The 17,910-nt window shown below is 43.8% G+C and carries 16 protein-coding genes; 3 read left to right on the top strand and 13 right to left on the bottom strand.

Annotated elements, in window-relative coordinates:
• Nucleotides 1-11: 11 nt before the first annotated feature.
• The 6 genes from BMX95_RS04020 to BMX95_RS03995 all read right to left on the bottom strand — a co-directional run bounded on the left by BMX95_RS04020 (nucleotide 12) and on the right by BMX95_RS03995 (nucleotide 5,640).
• Entirely contained in the window at nucleotides 12-1,340 is a 1,329-nt protein-coding gene (locus BMX95_RS04020) for a Gfo/Idh/MocA family protein (protein WP_081198714.1), read from the bottom strand.
• 38 nt (nucleotides 1,341-1,378) lie between these two features.
• On the bottom strand, nucleotides 1,379-2,248 hold the full coding sequence (locus BMX95_RS04015) for a sugar phosphate isomerase/epimerase family protein (protein WP_081198715.1): 870 nt from the start codon (nucleotides 2,246-2,248) through the stop codon (nucleotides 1,379-1,381).
• Nucleotides 2,249-2,465: 217 nt separating this feature from the next.
• Entirely contained in the window at nucleotides 2,466-3,590 is a 1,125-nt protein-coding gene (locus tag BMX95_RS04010) for a TPM domain-containing protein (protein WP_081198716.1), read from the bottom strand.
• A 102-nt stretch (nucleotides 3,591-3,692) separates the two neighbouring features.
• Nucleotides 3,693-4,415, bottom strand: a complete 723-nt coding sequence (locus BMX95_RS04005) for a TPM domain-containing protein (protein WP_081198717.1) — start codon at nucleotides 4,413-4,415, stop codon at nucleotides 3,693-3,695.
• A gap of 51 nt (nucleotides 4,416-4,466) precedes the next feature.
• Entirely contained in the window at nucleotides 4,467-5,138 is a 672-nt protein-coding gene (locus tag BMX95_RS04000; RefSeq protein ID WP_081198718.1) for a hypothetical protein, read from the bottom strand.
• Nucleotides 5,125-5,640 (bottom strand): RNA polymerase sigma factor, encoded by a 516-nt coding sequence (locus BMX95_RS03995; protein WP_014222401.1) that lies wholly within the window; start codon nucleotides 5,638-5,640, stop codon nucleotides 5,125-5,127. The genes BMX95_RS04000 and BMX95_RS03995 overlap by 14 nt, the downstream gene beginning before the upstream one ends.
• 150 nt (nucleotides 5,641-5,790) lie before the next feature.
• Here BMX95_RS03995 and BMX95_RS03990 point away from each other — a divergent pair, with 150 nt between their 5' ends.
• Nucleotides 5,791-6,144 carry an arsenate reductase family protein gene (locus tag BMX95_RS03990; RefSeq protein WP_081198719.1) on the top strand — a complete coding sequence of 118 codons (354 nt, stop codon included), beginning with the start codon at nucleotides 5,791-5,793 and terminating at the stop codon, nucleotides 6,142-6,144.
• Here the strand turns inward: BMX95_RS03990 and BMX95_RS03985 are convergent.
• The 3 genes from BMX95_RS03985 to BMX95_RS03975 all read right to left on the bottom strand — a co-directional run bounded on the left by BMX95_RS03985 (nucleotide 6,136) and on the right by BMX95_RS03975 (nucleotide 7,973).
• Nucleotides 6,136-6,738 (bottom strand): transposase, encoded by a 603-nt coding sequence (locus tag BMX95_RS03985; RefSeq protein WP_081198720.1) that lies wholly within the window; start codon nucleotides 6,736-6,738, stop codon nucleotides 6,136-6,138. The genes BMX95_RS03990 and BMX95_RS03985 overlap by 9 nt on opposite strands.
• Nucleotides 6,739-7,096: 358 nt before the next feature.
• The gene (locus tag BMX95_RS03980; protein WP_081198721.1) at nucleotides 7,097-7,624 is read right to left on the bottom strand and encodes a hypothetical protein; all 528 of its coding nucleotides are present in this window, start codon (nucleotides 7,622-7,624) and stop codon (nucleotides 7,097-7,099) included.
• 163 nt (nucleotides 7,625-7,787) lie between these two features.
• Nucleotides 7,788-7,973, bottom strand: a complete 186-nt coding sequence (locus tag BMX95_RS03975) for a hypothetical protein (RefSeq protein ID WP_081198722.1) — start codon at nucleotides 7,971-7,973, stop codon at nucleotides 7,788-7,790.
• Nucleotides 7,974-8,091: 118 nt separating this feature from the next.
• Here BMX95_RS03975 and BMX95_RS03970 point away from each other — a divergent pair, with 118 nt between their 5' ends.
• Nucleotides 8,092-8,331, top strand: coding sequence for a LytR/AlgR family response regulator transcription factor (locus BMX95_RS03970; protein WP_262493570.1), 240 nt, complete (start codon nucleotides 8,092-8,094; stop codon nucleotides 8,329-8,331).
• 58 nt (nucleotides 8,332-8,389) lie between these two features.
• Here BMX95_RS03970 and BMX95_RS03965 read toward each other — a convergent pair whose 3' ends face one another.
• The 4 genes from BMX95_RS03965 to BMX95_RS03950 form a co-directional block, all read right to left on the bottom strand.
• Nucleotides 8,390-10,741 (bottom strand): ATP-dependent helicase, encoded by a 2,352-nt coding sequence (locus BMX95_RS03965; RefSeq protein WP_081198723.1) that lies wholly within the window; start codon nucleotides 10,739-10,741, stop codon nucleotides 8,390-8,392.
• 136 nt (nucleotides 10,742-10,877) lie between these two features.
• Complete coding sequence (locus BMX95_RS03960; RefSeq protein WP_081198724.1) at nucleotides 10,878-11,231, bottom strand: hypothetical protein; 354 nt, start codon at nucleotides 11,229-11,231, stop codon at nucleotides 10,878-10,880.
• A 169-nt stretch (nucleotides 11,232-11,400) separates the two neighbouring features.
• A complete protein-coding gene (locus BMX95_RS03955) occupies nucleotides 11,401-13,260 on the bottom strand; it encodes a M1 family aminopeptidase (RefSeq protein ID WP_081198725.1) in 1,860 nt (619 codons plus the stop codon).
• A 118-nt stretch (nucleotides 13,261-13,378) separates the two neighbouring features.
• The gene (locus BMX95_RS03950) at nucleotides 13,379-14,929 is read right to left on the bottom strand and encodes a hypothetical protein (RefSeq protein ID WP_081198726.1); all 1,551 of its coding nucleotides are present in this window, start codon (nucleotides 14,927-14,929) and stop codon (nucleotides 13,379-13,381) included.
• 719 nt (nucleotides 14,930-15,648) lie between these two features.
• Between BMX95_RS03950 and BMX95_RS35625 the strand changes: the two genes are divergently transcribed.
• Complete coding sequence (locus tag BMX95_RS35625; RefSeq protein ID WP_081198727.1) at nucleotides 15,649-17,895, top strand: helix-turn-helix domain-containing protein; 2,247 nt, start codon at nucleotides 15,649-15,651, stop codon at nucleotides 17,893-17,895.
• Nucleotides 17,896-17,910 lie beyond the last annotated feature (15 nt).

The raw sequence follows: 17,910 nt of genomic DNA, 5'->3' as shown, positions 1-17,910 counted from the left end.
CGCCTTTATTGCTATACTTTAGGCAGCTTATAACCATTGTTGTATTCTTTCATCAGGTACCGGCTGTTTACCTTGTCGTCGGTAAATTTTCCTTTCTCTTTATCCCACATCAGTTTTTGTCCGCTTCTAAAAGCGATATTCCCCATTTGTGCAACGGTAGCTACGTGCGCACCAGCCTCTATGGAACAATGCAAATCTTCTGTTTTCCTTGATTTTACAACATCGATGAAGTTCACCCAATGCAGATCTACCCCGCTATCCATGGTTTTTGCAAATGCCTTCGTGGCTTTCTCGGTTGCCTTTGGTTCTTCTATTACCTCCCAGCCACCGCGCGAAAGAATGAGCGTTCCATTGTTACCAATATAAGCGATACCATGGTTTCTGCCATATGAACCATTATCGATACCCATCGCCGAATCCCACACCAGATTGAATTTATCAAACTCGTATAAGGTGGTCAATGTATCGGGTGTTTCTTCACACAGCTCAGGATAGGCAAACTTACCGCCCAATGCGGAAATTGATTTAGGCACATCGGCTTTCATCCCCAACAAGGCGTAATCCAATAAATGTACACCCCAGTCGGTCATTAAACCGCCGGCATAGTCCCAAAACCACCGGAAGTTAAAATGGAACCGGCTGGCATTGAAGGTGCGCATGGGGGCCGGCCCCAGCCACGTGGTAAAGTCAACTCCTGCGGGTGGGTTACTGTCGGGCACCACCGGTTGTGGGCGCATCCAGCCCTGGTAACACCAAACTTTTACCGTGCGTATCATTCCCAGCTTTCCGCTTTGTACATAATCTACGGCATCTTTAAAATGCTGCTGGCTGCGTTGCCACTGGCCAGCCTGCACTACTTTATTATATCGTTTTGCAGCCGCCACCATCGTGTTACATTCTATAATAGAATTGCCTACCGGCTTTTCAACATACACATCTTTACCAGCCTCGCAGGCATGAATCATTTGTAAGGCATGCCAGTGGTCGGGGGTACCTACAATTACAATGTCGATATCTTTTTGCTCAAGCAGCTTACGGTAATCGCCATATGTTTTCACTTTCGACGTATCGATATTCGCTTTTGCCAGCTCGGCCATTCTTTTATCAAGTACATTTTTATCAACATCACACAAAGCGACTATGTTAACGCCCGGCACTTTGAGGGCCGCCGAAACATTGGCCCAGCCCATGCCATTGATGCCAATGGCACCAACCCGTAACTGATCACTGGGCGCTATGCGGTTTTTAAAAATGGCAAATGCACTATTATTTAACGAAGACAATATTGTTCCACCGGCAAGCAACGTACCTGCCTGTAAGAACCTTCTGCGTTGCATCATATGACAAGAATATTAGGTGTGGAAATAGGATAACCAGTTTATTTTACGATGTTCTTTTTCAGATACGTTATGCTTTTAGCAGTACTTTCCAGTGGCGCACCCGGGCACTGGTCCTGTTCTACAAAGAAATACTTCATGCCGCTTTGTTTGGCGTAACTGAAGATCTTCTTAAAGTTGATAACTCCATTGCCCACTTCGGTAAAATTCTTTTGCGGCGTATTGTCCATATCCTTCACATGCCACATGGCAAAGCGGCCGGGGTATTTGGAGAAAAATGCCAACGGGTCTTTACCAGCTTTGGAAACCCAGTAAAGGTCCATTTCAAAAAACACCCCTTTGGGGTCTGTTTCTTTCAGTAAAACGTCGTATCCGTTTGTACCGGCGAGGGGAGCAAATTCAAAATCGTGGTTATGATAGGCAAGTTTGATCCCGGTTTGCTTACAAATTTCCGCAGCCTTGTTAAGAACGGCAGCTAATTTTTTAAAGTTGTTGATATCAATACGGTATTGTTCTTCCATCCAGGGAACAACAATAAAATCCTGGCCAACGGCTTTTGCATCTGCTACCGCAGGTTTCCACTTTTCTTCCCATCCACTTTGCAGGAATACACCGGCATTAAAGGTGTGACCACTGGGAGTAGTTAACCCAAGCGACTTTAATTCCGCGCGCAGTTCAGTGGCATTCATCCCAAACCATTTTCCGTTTCCATAACCAAACGTTTCAACGGTTTTATATCCTTGTGCCGCTACTTTGGCTAAAGTTCCTTTAGCATCTTTACCCATTTCATTGCGGAGTGTATATAACTGCAGGCCTATTTTCTGAGGTTCAAAAAACCATTCTTCTTTTGAGACAAATAAACTGGCGGTAAGCAGTGATGACTGCCTGAGGAAATCCCGACGGGTTGGCATAACGAATCGTTTTAGTGTATTGAAATTACTTAAAAATCGGACACCCTCAATGCGCCCGAAAGCAGAATAACAGAAAGATGCCCCTTGATAGATGCCTGTTGCCTACTCCGGGTTGCATAGCTTTTCCGGCCTTTCCTAACAGGCATAAAAAAAACCGGTTACTGGTTACCGAAACCAGCCACCGGCTATTGAAGTTATTAAGTTTATTAGTTATTTCTTACCAGCTTCCGGTAGCGCCGCCGCCATCGCTGCTGCCACCACCATAGCTTCCACTACCTGATGAGCTGCCGCCGCCTGAAGAACTTCCACCGCCAGAAGTTCCCTTGCTTGAACTTCCGCTACCTGAACTTCTCCCTGAGCTTCTCTTACTAAAAAAACTGCGGTCATCGCTTCTTCCCCGGTCATAGCCGTCGTCGTAGCCATCAGCGTAGGAAGATCTGTAGCTATTGCCCCGGGCACTGGAGCCATTGACGCCAGCGCTGTAAATAGCGCTATAGCTGTTTCTTTTACGGTACCACATGTAAATAAGCGCAAAAACCCACAAAAACACCCAAAAAAGCGCCCAACCAGTTGCTTTAATGAAATCCATCACGAGGGTGCTGGTAGATAAGTCAGTAGAAGTGCCATTTGCCTCATCGTTTTTTTTGCGCTTCGATCTAACATAAAGCACCCGTAAGCATATCGTCACAGCCAATGCAAAGAGAAAAAATATAAAATCGCCCCATGTAGGCTCCCTATCATTGGGACTATTTTGAGTTTGTGTTTGCGTGAGTGGTTGTGATTGCGTTACCCCGGGCTGTAAGGCATTATTGCCCTCTTCGGGTTCCGGCTGCACCTGAGCGTCCAGGACGGCCTCCATACCATGTACACCTTCTTTCAACCCGGTATAATATTTACCAGCTTTAAACAGCGGTACTATCGTTTCATCGATGATGCGCTGGCATTCGTTATCGGTTAATATTTTATCAACCCCGGTACCCGTAGTTATTCTTACCCGCCGGGGATCTTTGCTTAATAATACCAGCACCCCGTTGTTTCTGTTCCTATCGCCAATGCCCCACTTTTTAAAATACTGAAAAGCGGTTTCTTCCACTGACCACGTGGTTCCTGTTTTGGAATCGGTTAATGTAGACAGGGTAATAATTACAATCGCAGTTCCAGTTCTTCGCCGGTAAGAAACCAGACTGTCTTCCAAATTGCTTCTTTGACCGGGAGTAAAAAAGCCGCCAAAGTCATTTACCACCCGGTTGGGTACTGGCAGGTCTTTGATAAAGGAACTGTAATACTGAGCGAACGATAAGTTGCTAACGAAAAAAAGGGAAACTAATAAGAGGGTACGCATAAGGCTGAGGTATAGAGTGATCAGTTGACAAAATAATATTAATATACCGATTAGTCAATATCGGGTAATGCTGCTACCAGCTGGCACTGGGGCCTGGCACTTTTAGGTAACATTTTCTTCTGTTTCAGCATCCGGATTTGCCGCTGAAGAATAGGTTTCAAGCGGAGGTGGGTTTCTTTTAAGATATCTGAGACGTAACCAAATGATTACAACAAACACAATTATTCCCCTGATTACCCAAAGCCCTGGTGAATCTAAGTCAACTTCATTTTCGGGGGTCTGCTGCGGTGGGGGTTTAGGCGTTACATACACAGGGGTTGGGGCGTGCACTACTTTCTCCTCGTTACCAAGGATAGCCTCAATATCATGTACACCTTCTATCAATCCGGTAAAATAATCAAACGCTCTAAAAGCAGGAGTTATCTTTTCATCAATGATGCGCTGGCAGTCCCTGTCAGCCAGAATATTATCAAAGCCTCTACCAGATGTTATTCTTACCCGGCGAGGACTGCGGCTTACCAACAACAATATTTTATTCCTCGCATACCAGGCGCCCATACCCCATTTCTTATAATACTGGACAGATGTTTCCTTAAGAGAAAGAGGTAATGTTTTCAGGGTTATAATAACGATCGCATTCCCGGTTCTTTTACGATAGGCATCCAGTTCATCTTCCAGATCGCTTTCCTGCCCCCAGGTAAGCAAATCACCAAAGTCATTAACCTCCCTGGCAAATCTTGGCTTGTTTTTTATCTCAGGGTCGTATTGCCAGGCCAGCAAAACATGGCTGACCAAAAAAAGGGAAACCAATAAAAGGGTACGCATACGGATAATAGGATTGGGGCTATATGTTAACGGTCGAAGCTTATCGAATTGCTATCCTTCTTCTTCCATCTGGTACAGCAATTCTTTCAGCTTCTGAATATGCTGGCCATACATTTTATTGATCAGCCAGCGATTTATAAAATAACTTCCAACAGTAAGTACGGCGCCGATGGAGACAAATAAAACAAAAAAGCGATGATTGCTGATGTGCGAAACAATGGGAACCTGTGCAACAGATGTTTGGGCTTCCAGGGGCACATCATTCAGCCCGGTGTTAAAATCCTGTGCGTTGAATAGAATTATTACCCCGGCGGCAAAATAAGCAAGGGGCGTAAGTATGGTACCCGCAACAAAATAAAAACGTACGTATTTTTCCAGGGTAACCAGTTGTTGTTTCAAATTAGAACGCACTTCACAGGCCACACACTGCATTTGTTTCAGCAGCTTGCTTTTGCGATAATAATAAAACAGAAAGGCGCCACCTACCAATGCGAGCAACACAGACAGTTCGCTGTACATTTGCTGGTAGGTAACAATATACCAGATGGTTATTGAATATATAACCACTACAGCAATGAGCTCGCGGTTTAGATTGCGCTTGAGCCGGGCAATTGTGCTTTGCGAGCGCTTTTGTAACATGGACAAAATAGGCACTTCCCTGGCTGGTTGAAGATCTTCTTCATCCAGGTTTTTCCAAATATCTTTCAGGCTATCTAACTCCATGTTCTACAGATTTTGTGAGTTTACGTAATTTTTCTTTGATCCGGTTCATTTTCACGCGCAGGTTATTCTGATTGATCCCCAGAATGTCTTCCATTTCTTCGTAACTCTTGTCTTCAAGGTACAGCATTACAATAGCCCGTTCTATTTCAGTAAGATGGTTTATCGCTTTATAAAGTTGCTGCAACCGCTCTTCTTTTTCGTTACTGTATTGTATGTCCTGTATCTCAGTAGGCAATAATTCGGGTTCTACGCTCTTGATGTACTTCTTTTGTTTACGCAGGTCTGAAATGGCAGTGTTAAGTGCAATACGGTACAGCCAGGTGCTGAATTTTGAGTCCCCCCTGAACCGTGGATATGCGCCCCATAATTGTATTACGATCTCCTGGAATAGGTCCTGTTTATCGTATTCGGTGGTGCAATACAAATTGCACACCTTATACAACATAGCGCGGTGTTCATGCACCAATGCCACAAACTCATTCTGATTAAGTTTTGCCTGCAACTGGGTTGGTTTTAGCGAAAAGATACTCAATTGGTCGGCGAATTACCTAAAAAATTACAGTTCAACCGCCATATTTCTGTAAATAAAATGTGAAAGGCGGTGCCGGCAACATCCTATCTTCGCATCCTTATCAATTGATTTTAAGCATTTATGAAAAAAATCTATCATCTGGGCACCTGTACCACCTGCCAGGCGATCATCAAAGAAACCGGGATTGATAAAAAAGGATTCGAGATGCAGGATATTAAAACTGAAAGTATTACCCCGGCCCAGCTCGATGAAATGAAAAGCAAAACCGGCAGCTATGAATCGCTGTTCAGCCGCCGTGCCATGAAATACAAGGAAATGGGGTTAAAAGACAAAGCCCTCACAGAAAGCGACTATCGACAACTGATCCTTGACGAATACACCTTCCTGAAAAGACCCGTGGTTTTTGTAAATGACCAGATCTTTGTTGGCAGCGAAAAGAAAAACGTTGAAGCGTTAAAGCAGGCTTTAAGCTGAACCGTTTTTTAACAACGACATCCGCAGGGCCTCGAAGTTTATCACATTCACTTTAACCATACCCGGCTTACCGGTATAATCAATTGCTGAACTATAGGTATAATGTTCAGGACTGCTAACTATTCCATCCCGGATGGGATTTTCGTGAATGTACAGTACCCGTTCCTGCAGTTTATATACCTGCTTAAAGTCGATGTAAGAGGGATTGGTGCAGGTTTGCCACAACTGGAACTTCTCAATTTTTTTTAGGGAGAGGCTACAATTTTCAAAACGCTGTAACATCCACGACCGGCGCAGATCGGGTTCAATATCGATGGCTTCCAGTATTTTAGTAGTAGTATATCTTTTAAATTCCTTTTCTATCATAGCCAGGCCCGACCCGTCCTGGGCCCGCGCCAGTATATGCATATGATTGGTCATTAAGACCCAGGAATATATCGTGAACTTCTTTGTTTCAACACAATAGTTTAATGCGTCAACAATGATCTGTTTGTAAGTAGGTCTTATAAACACATCGATCCAATCAACTACATTAAATGTCAGGTAAGAACAATCCTGCAGATTCAGACCCTGGTTTTTGTTTTTATTGATCATAGGAGCATTGATTTATCAATGATGATTAATAAATAAGATTAGCGAATAATAAAACCATGCTGTTGATTTGGCTCCGGGCGCGGTGTTGCTTACAATCAGACCTAAATAAATTAGAGAGACAAGGAGGTGTAATATACAAAAAGATGTTTATAATACGGCTCAATGTTAATACCGTTACCGAATAATAATGCTTAATTAATGATTTTGATTTTTTTATAACTGCTTTAACGATATCGCGCGAACCTTATGGGGCAGGTATTTAGAAGACATAAAAAGAGTACACCCCCGCCAATTTATCTGTTTTAAACCGGCCGGTATTCCTTTGCAGGCAATCGGGTGTACGGAGCTTAACGGAAAGTTATTGCCAGGGCGCCAGCTTTACCCGTTGCTGGGGATGCGCACTGCTGTAAAAATAATGCTGCGGATCATCTACCAGTCTGGTCGAAACGGGCATATTCACTACTGTTGAAACATGATGGGTAAACAACTCGTTGCTGTCCAATACAACGGGATGGTTACCAAACTGCCAGAAGTGATGCTCCGCATCCTGCTGATACCGGTTGCTGTAATAATGAAACAATCGCATCATCCATTCCTTGCGTTTTTCTTCCGGATTTTCTGCAATTGATTTCAACACCTGTTTAGCAGTGCCATTCTTAAACTCCCTTAAAATAGTGGAGATGTGTTTTTTCTTCGAAGACGCAATAAGCGTAATGTAGCTGGGCATTAACACGTATTCATAAACATGCAGGTTTTTTGTGTCAATACAATGGTTTAGGTTGTCAATTAAAATTTCGCAATAAGCATGGCAGGTGAAAACGTCAATCCAGCCAGACACGCTTAAGGTTACATAATAAGAGCCGAAGGGTGGGGGTTTTTCGTACATTCATATAAGGTAGTAAAGTTTTGGCATTTAATTGCCGAAGTATAAGTTCTTTATCGGAAATTAATTTTATTTTGATACGGATCAACTATTAACTGCTCCCATTCAATGACTTAAACCCGTAAAAAATCGGTTTTTCACCCTGCCGCCGGGTGTTAGCGTTACATTACATCGAGCCGGTCCATTCTTCGTCGACTAAGCTTTCTAATAAGTTTTTAACCTTTTTGTCTACCGTTATCTGCATTCTAACATAGCGCAGGATCATATCAGCCACTTTACAATTGCCCAGGTCTGCTGCTGCAATAGCTTTACAGGATTCATCACATTCATATACAGTAAAGCACTTAGTCATGAAAAAACATTTAATGGTATCACTGATCGCCGGACTGCTATTTCAGGCCAGCACTTTTGCTCAGCAAAGGTTCTCCCCAAGGGGTACCTGAAAAAGGATGGTGGGTGGATGAACGAAAATATCGCATAAGGATTATATTAAAGTGCATACCCTGCAGGGTGTTATCATTACCAAACAGTCTATAGGCTCGGTGGAAGCCATGCTGCCGAAGAAATTATTCGTTCGCACCCATCGGTCGTTTATCGTTTCCATCAATAAAATAAAATCCTTCACCAGTGAACTGGTGGAGACAGATAAAACCGATATCCCCATTGGTAAATTATTCCGCAACGGGGTAATGAAAGTATTTACACCGTAAAACAAAACTGCCCCCGGAAACCGGAGGCAGTATATTATTTAATGCTTGAAGGGCTGCTTTACAATATTCTTAAACGCGCATAGTTCAGCATGATCTTCTTTTCCCCGTTCGTATCAAATTTCACCGTAGCAATGGGGTTGTGTGCACTGCCTTCCATTTTTATTACTTCGCCAAAACCAAACTTCTGGTGTTCAACCCGCTGACCAACCTGCAGGTTAGATATATCGCTGGCCACAAAATCAGGTGAGGGTACATGCTCCACCGGTTTGGGCTGTTGTTTGGGTGCTAAGTAAGAAGGAGTGCCTGGTGTGGTAGATGCCTTTTTTGAAGGGGGAGCACCATAACGCTTCTCTGCCTCTTTTGCTGAATTACCACCGCCCCAGCCACCGCCATTCATTCTGTCGTAAGCGCTGCGGTTGTTGATCTGGTTGCGCACGCCGCCACCGGCGAAGCTTCTGTCTACATATTGTTCAGGCAATTCTTCCAGGAAACGGCTGGGTTCATTTTGAACCAGGTTACCAAAGCGGTACCGGGTATTGGCGTAAGAGATCCAGAGTCTTTCTTTTGCCCTGGTAATTACCACATAAAACAGGCGGCGCTCTTCTTCCAGCTCTTCGCGGGTATTGATGGCCATCGCATTTGGAAACAGCATTTCTTCCAAACCGGCGGCAAATACACAGCCAAACTCCAATCCTTTTGCAGCGTGTATCGACATCAGTTTTACCGTATCGGCATTGGGATCTTTTTCGTCGGCATCGGTCAACAGGGTGATTTGTTGGAGGTAAGCCCCTAATCCTTTATCGGTTACTTCCCCTTCTTCGGTATCAGGGCTTTCGGTCCACTCTTTTATACTGTTCAGCAACTCCTGTACGTTCTCGTAACGTTGAACGCCTTCGGTACTTTTATCGTTAAATAACTCTTTTACAAAATTGGTTTGCTTACCAACATGTACTGCTACATCATAAGCATTTTTGTTTTGCAGCATGCTGGCGAAGCTCTTGATCATCACCACAAAGTTTTCGATCGCTTCCAGCGTACCTGCTCTAAAGCCGGCTTCCTTCGCCCGCTCCAACACTTCCCACATAGAAATGTTATGTTCATTGGCCATCAAAACCGTTTTGTCGATGGTTGTTTTGCCAATGCCGCGTACGGGGTAATTGATGATACGCTTTAATGCTTCTTCATCGCGGGGGTTTACAATAACACGCAGATAGGCTACATAGTCTTTGATCTCCTTGCGTGAATAAAAGCTGACGCCGCCAAACATGGTATAAGGAATAGCCATGCGGCGCAGGCTTTCTTCAAATGCCCGGCTTTGTGCGTTGGTGCGGTAAAGAATGGCAAAATCCCGGTTGTTATAATGGTTGCGCAGTTTTTGTTCCTGAATGGTGTCGGCAACAAACTTGCCTTCATCATTATCGGTCATCAAACGCACCAGTTTTATCTTTTCGCCTTCGCCTTTATCTGTCCAAAGGTTTTTAGGAATTTGTCCTTTGTTGTTTTTGATAACCTCGTTGGCTACATCGAGAATGCTTTTAGAGCTGCGGTAGTTTTGTTCCAGTTTCACCACTTTGGCGTCTTCATAATCTTTCTGGAACTGCAGAATGTTTTCAATGGTGGCGCCGCGGAAGCTATAGATACTTTGCGCATCGTCACCCACCACGCACACATTCTCATGCATGGCGCCCAGCAGTTTTATTACTTCATACTGGGCCGGGTTGGTATCCTGGTACTCATCCACCAGAATATATTTGAACTTACGTTGGTATTTGCTCAGTGATTCGGGTACATTTCTCAGCAGTTCGTAAAACTTCAACAGCAGATCGTCAAAGTCCATGGCGCCGTTTTTAAAACAGCGTTTAACATACGCATCATAGATCTGTGCAATGGCCGGACGGTTCGCACGCATATCTTCCTGTTGCAGGGCATAATCGTTGGCATATTCTGCAGGGCCAACGAGTGCGTTCTTAGCGCCTGAAATGCGGTTGTAAACAGCAGCAGGTTTGTAGTGTTTGTCATCGAGGTTCAGCTCGTTCACTACCGTTTTTATAACGCTCTTTGTATCGTCGGTATCGTAAATGGTGAAGTTATTGGGATAACCAATGTTATGCGCTTCACCCCGTAAAATGCGGGCAAACACGCTGTGAAAAGTACCAATGTATAAATTTCTGGCGTCATTGTTACCGAGCACTTTTTCAATACGCTCTTTCATTTCCTTGGCCGCCTTATTCGTAAAGGTGAGTGCCAGAATATTAAATGCATCTACACCGGTGGCCATTAAGTGTGCAATACGGGTAGTAAGCACTTTTGTTTTACCACTGCCGGCGCCGGCCACAATCATTAACGGTCCATCTCTATGTATAACAGCTTCACGTTGCTGTGCGTTCAATCCGTGTAAGTAATCTTGCATTTATGCAAGTTAATGCCTCTGCCTGTTATTTGTATCGAAAAAATAAAAGTCCTCCTCAATTAAGAGAAGGACTTCTTAATTCATTGTCCGATATAGGAAAATGTAAGGGTTAAAGACTTGAATGAAAGATAATTGCTTACGCAGTAGTTTCTTCCAGTGCTAATGCCTCAGGCTGAGGTGTCACATTTTTAATGCTAACCTGAAATTTAGTGTTCAGACTAATAGTGTAGTTATTAGTGGTGAACAACTGTTTCATGGTAGCATCTTCCAGCATAACAGCAGCCAGGTCAAGGGCCAGCTGTGAGGTGCTAATCACATTCGCCACTTTACCATTGGTAAATTCGATAGTGAATTTGTATCCGGCTTTGCGGGCAACACCGGCCTTTTCAAAATCTGGACGATTGAGGTTGAGCACTTGATCACCTGCAGCCGATTTCTTCATCAGAATCCTAATAATGGGCAGGTATTTCAGCCAAATGTGAGTATACATTATTATAAGCGGTTTTACTATGGAAATAACAAACTTGGAATGGCAGCAAGCGTCTGCAAAGATGTAAATTTTATTTGCAAAAACGAATGAAAATTAAAAAAAACTTAAACTGATTTTCCACTTTAACATCCTTAAATAAGCATTAACCCTGCTACATACAAAAAAACTATTACTTGTTATTCCAGGTATTGTCCTTTCTGTTAACATCCGGAACATAGGTACTTCCCAGCAAAACAGATTTTAGCACCTTCTTTTCCGGAATGGAAAACAAAATTGAACTCGCTTTTTCCCACACCGAAATCGACCGGTGAATGTTTTCTGTTGAACCGTCAGTATATGTCAAGGTGACATCGACCGGTACAGGTTTATTTCCCTTGCACTCAACAGTAATTTTGTACCCCGCCTGTTTTTTTACTTTTACTGAAAGATCAGGAACACCTCCATCGATAAACCACCTTTTCCAGAACCAGTTCAGATTTTTACCCGAACCGGTGTTCATGCAGTTGAAAAAATCAAATGGAATGGGATGTTTTCCCTGCCACTGTTGAATATAATAATGCAATGCCCTGGTAAAAAGCGTATCACCCAGCATATCTTTCACATACAAATATCCCAGGGCAGGCTTGGGATAGGAATTTATAAAATAAGTAGTATTCGTCATCTGGGTTGACAGGATACTCATTGGCGCATCGGTTTCAGTCCCAGCTACTCTTTCGTATCCATGAACGCCGTAATCATCTTTTAAACTTGTATCGATAATCGAGGAAATGAGCCATTCGCCCATGGTGGCCCAGCCTTCATCCATCCATGCGTATTTTGTTTCATTAATGCCCATATAAAAAGGGAACATGGTATGAAACACTTCGTGGTCAACCAGCTCGATGGTCTCAGCACGACTTTCCAGTGGATTATCATTTACCATCATGGGGTATTCCATTTGATCGAGGCCGTCGAAAATGGTTTCATGTGAATAAGGAAACGGCCAATGGGGAAACACATGGCTCATGGCCCACACGGTCTTTTTGTTAAAATCAATTACCTCATAATAATCTCTGTGCACCGGGTTAAAAACGGCATCTACCCGCGTTCTTCTTTTCGTAGCCGGATCTACTTCAACACTCGCAGATTTCCACAGGTAATGATCACTAACGGCAAAGGCAAAATCAGTAACATTGGCGGCGGAGAATTTCCAGGTATTAAAAGCGTTTGGCCGCGTAACGTTTTTTTGTCTCAGGTCGGCAGAATCAATAATGTTAACAATGGCATCCTGCTGTTCAGCTGTGCGCAACCGTTGACAATGAGTTTCATTCAACACGTCATTGCAATTGATCAGATCGCCGGTAGCCCACACTACATAATTTCCGGGTACTGTAATGGAGGCATTGAAAGTGCAGAAATCATTATAAAACTCCTGCGGGCCCAGATAGGGTTCCATATTCCAGCCATCGATATCGTCGTACACCGCAATACGGGGGAAGAAATAAGCAACAAAATCTGCCCCGGGTTCTATTTCGCCGGTACGGATGTGCGATGTTTTATTGAGCGTATATACGTATTGAATACTAAAATGAATGGTGCCGCCGGGTGCCAGTGCAGGAACCGGTACCATCATATTAGTGCCATCTATCCGTAACCGGTTGCTGTCGATTGTAGTGTTATTAGCCTGTAAGGATGAAATGTGCACGCCATCCGTGATATCTGCCGATTTCACTGGCATCATGCGCATGCTTCCCTTTTTATAAATATTGGGATACAGCTTGAAAACGATTTGTTGCAAAGTATTGGGACTGTTATTGACATAATCGACATCAACCTTACCGGTCAGCAACCGGCTCTGGGGATTGAAATTGATATCGATGTTATATGTACCCGTATTCTGCCAGTATTTGCTGCCTGGCTCTCCACTGCTGCTACGGGTTTCTTTTTCATAGGCTGCCGGCAAATTGCGGGGCAGGGTTAAGGTTACCTGGGCATTTACGGTTACGCTTCCAATGAATGCAAGTATGGCCAATGACCGTTTAATCGACATACACATCGTTTAATTATAGATAAATATACAAACCTCGCCGGCTATTTCACAGCCACTCATAAAAAGCAAAACCTCCCGATGGATCGGGAGGTCTTGCTTATTCTATATAAAACTATAATTAACGCCGGTGTTTACTTTGTAAATACTTTCCATATACAATTTCCTGCATTGGTTTCTGGTATACTTTGCTTTCCGTCCAGGAAATAATATCCAGGTAAGCAAAGGCCCTTGTTTCATAAGGGTTCTTTTCCAGGTGTTTGATCTTGTTCAGGAACTTTTCCAATTCAGGTTTCAATTCGCGCGGACTGATGCCAAACGAGTGACGAAGGAATTTCAGCATTTCTTCTTCTATCACTGTAATGTTCTTCATGCGGGCCATAAACCGGAAAACCGATTTGCTCAGCGATTCCATAAGCTCATAATTCCCCATTTCGTAGTGGGCCAGCATGTGCAACAGCCGGGAATAACATTGCAGGTCGATGCGCATGTCGAGCGGCCCGTTGATAATGCGTTGCAGGTAATCGATCGCTTTTTCAAAATCACCATTGCCGAAATGCAGGGTGGCAATTTTGTAATTGAATACCAGAATGCGGTGCTGGTCAACAAACAGCGCGTATTCTTCCAGCTTTTCTTCTATTTCAGGTACCAGTGCCAGGCCTTCCTTAAAAGTGCCCTGCATCAGGTGCTGGTTGATCTTTGCGCCGTTGATATAAATGAACGTATGTGTGCGGAAATTATCGTGGTGAGTAGCTATTGGTGTTTTTGAAAACTCCTCAAACTGCTTCAGCGTAATTTCAAATTGCTTGAAGTTACGCAGGTCAAAATGGGCATTCAGCAGGTTGTGCATGCCTTTTATGTAGTGGCCCGTTTCCACTTCCTTCATTTCCGGATGCTCCTCGTACAGGTCAATCCATTTTTGACCGTAGCGGTAGTACATTAAAAAGTCCTGCTTGATAAATGCGTACCAGTTGTAGCTCTGGTACAGATATAGCTTTTCGTAAAAGCCGTCTACCACTTTTTGGTCGGTAGGCATATATTCTTTCAGGTACTTTTTCAGGGCCTGTTCATCTTCGGGGTTGCGGGCATGTCCGTTTAGGACGAACCAACGGTACAGCAGCAAGGCCAGGTTCGATAAACGTGTAACGCGATCGATGTGGCCGCTGATCTCCTGGGCTTCTTCAGCCAGCTGACCTGTTTTTTCGGTAGAACTGCGGGTAATATGAAGGGTCTCAATCTTTTTTTCGAGGGAAATTACCTGGGCCAGAAAATTGAATTTCTGGTTAGCGCGTGCAATCTCCTTAGCCCTTTCAAGAATTTTAAGGCTTTGCAGTTTTAATCCCTTATTGTAAAGCACCCGCGCATGGTCAAGGTGTTCACTAAGTTGAAGATCAATGTTTTCGGTGGCTTTTAACAGCCTAAGGCTGCCCAGTAACTGTTTATATAAATGGGTTTTTATGTTGGCAAGCTGCGGCTTCTGAATATCTGGTAGCTTTTTAAGCAACAACTTTTCATCATACTCTGGTAATTTATCCAACGCGTCGAACAGTCGTATGATCTTCAAGTCTTCGTTAGCCGAACTCCTTTTTATATAAAGTTTAAAGTGCCTTTTTTCCGACTTCTCCAGCGAGTGAACCAATTGAAACAACGCATCTGTAAATCGGTTGGACATAATTATGAAATTTGCCTGAAATTCAATGCTGGCAAGGCTTTTAGGATTTTTTTCACACTCTTGGCGTAATTAAACTGGTACCAACATGTTTTGAAAGGTACCACTTTACATCCTACTTTTGAATAAGCAAATGAGCAAAATGGTTATGGGAAGCAATCGTTAGTGTGAATTAGCAATCATTAGAGGCTCAAAAAAGAATACGGCAAGATAATATGCAGTATTCAAAAAGACAAATTAGATTTATCTCTTTTTTCATATGGCAAGCAATCGTTAGAGGCCAGCTGTTTCTACAGGTGGCTTTTTTATTTAGCCACTGCTAATATAGGTCATTTCTACAATATCCCCTTTTTTTATTGTGCAAATCATACATTAAGACCAGCCTTTTCTTATTTCATTGCTTAAAATATGATATAATTATCCCCTCATTTCCATTTTTCCATCAAAATTTCCATACAATAACCATTTAGCTAAAAATTTCGCTGAATGTAAAAATATTTAATGCATCAGGTCGGTGGCGGCCATTTTATTACCTGTTTATGGTTTTTCGATGACCTCACTGGGACTTCAGGGACCAAACAGGGACCAGGTAGGGATATTCTCCCAGGGAGGTGCGGGTAAGCTCCCGGCCAAATACCTGAACGTAAATACTTAAGTCATTCATAACTTGGGATCAAAGAAATCTGAGGCATTACTTATCTTGCCGCAAAGAGAGTGTGACCATGGCTTTTTCTACCGACACATCCAATCATTTATTTCAACTGGCTGTTCGGTTTGTGAATCAAACAAACCGCCATATTTTCCTTACCGGGAAAGCCGGCACCGGCAAAACCACGTTTTTAAAGTACATCCGGGAAAATACCTTCAAAAAGCTGGCGGTGGTAGCACCAACCGGTGTGGCGGCCATCAATGCCGGCGGCGTAACCATGCATTCCTTTTTTCAGCTGCCCCATGGTTCGTTCTTACCCACACAGCCCGGTGGCTGGAACAGTCACAGCTCCTTTAACACCCCGCATACCCTGCTTGCCGGTTTACGGCTTACCAACGATAAAAAGGTATTGCTACAGGAACTGGAACTGCTGATCATCGATGAGGTAAGTATGCTTCGGGCCGATATTCTGGATGAAATTGATTGCATCCTGCGACACGTTAGAAGAAAGCACTATGAGCCGTTCGGCGGCGTACAGATGTTGTACATTGGCGATCTGTTTCAATTGCCACCGGTAGTGAAAAATGAGGAGTGGGACCTGTTGAAACAGCAGTATAAAAGCCCCTTCTTTTTCGATGCCCAGGCCCTGCAGCAAAAACCACCGTTGTACCTGGAATTAAAAAAGATCTATCGCCAGCATGAACAGGAGTTTATTGGCGTGCTAAATAACATCCGCAACAACAGGGCAACGGCCGCCGATCTTGACCTGTTGCATCAGCATTATCTGCCCGGGTACGAGAGCTCGGAAAATGAAAGCTTCATCACCCTAACCACGCACAATGCAAAGGCCGATACCATCAACCAGAATCAGCTGGATAAGCTTTCCAACCAATTGAATGAGTTCAAAGCGGAGATCACCGGCGATTTTAATGAACGGGCCTATCCGGCCGACCTGGTGCTGCAGTTAAAAGAAGGCGCCCAGATCATGTTCATTAAAAACGACAAAGGCGAATCGCGGCGATTTTTTAATGGCAAGATCGCCACCATTTCCCGCATCAACGGTGAAGAGGTATATGTGCGGTTTGAAGGGGATGAACACGATATGCTGCTGGAAAAGGAGACCTGGCGGTCTATCCGTTACCAGTACAACAACGAAGAAGATAAAATAGAAGAGGAAGAAGTAGGTTCCTTTAAACAATACCCGGTGCGACTGGCCTGGGCCATCACCATTCACAAAAGCCAGGGGCTTACTTTTGAAAAAGCCATCATCGATGCGGGCGCTTCCTTTGCACCGGGACAGGTATATGTGGCGCTTAGCCGGTTAACCTCGCTGGCCGGTCTGGTACTCTACTCCCGTATTCATCCTTCCAGCATAAATACCGATACAAGGGTTATTGAATTTACCCGGCTGGAACAGGAAGAAGACCAGCTGGCACAGGAATTACAGCAGGAACAGCAGTTATTCATTACCCGCTCCCTGGTTCAAACATTTGACTGGCTAAAGCTGGCAGAAGGCATGCAAATGCATTATGACGATTACGAAAAACGCACCATCCCTGATAAAAACGCCTGTATTCTTTGGGCAAAGAACCTGCTGGACGCTGTTTTAAAACAACAGGAAATGGCAGATAAGTTTATCCGGCAACTGGAGCAGTTACTACCCAATGCGCAGGAGGATGGCTACCAGTATTTACACCAACGCGTAACGGCCGGCAGTGCTTATTTTTTACAGGCAATGGATGAAATGGAAACCGCCATTACCAGCCATATAACCGAAGTAAAACCCAAACCCAAGGCAAAAAAATATGTTTCCAACCTGCAACAGCTTGGCTTATTGCCCTATCGAAAAAAGCAATTGCTGCAACAGGCGGTTGAAATAACAGAAGGGCTGGTAAAGGGTGCAAAAGCTGCCGATCTGTTGCAGATGGTAGAAGACCAGAAAAGAGCCGAAGGCATAAAAACAGTTGAAGAAGCAGAGAAGAAAACCCCCAAAACACAAAAAGGTGATTCGAACCGAATAAGCCTGCAACTGTTTAAGGAGGGTAACAACGTTGTTGAAATAGCCAATCTGCGTCAACTGGCCCCGTCGACCATTGAAACACACCTGGCATCTTTTGTAAGAACCGGTGAGCTGGATGTAAAGGAACTGGTTGCTGAAAATAAAATAGCCGTCATTCTTCAAACCGTAGAAGAGTTGAATTTACAAACTGCCGCAACAACCCCGGTGAAAGAAAAACTGGGTGATGCTTATTCATATATGGAAATACGGGCTGTTTTATACTATAGGGAATGGTTACAGGATAGTAAAGCCGTTGATTAACTGGCATTAACTATA

This window comes from Niastella yeongjuensis (assembly GCF_900110245.1).
GTDB lineage: Bacteria > Bacteroidota > Bacteroidia > Chitinophagales > Chitinophagaceae > Niastella > Niastella yeongjuensis.
This window is presented reverse-complemented; position numbering and strand designations above follow the sequence as displayed.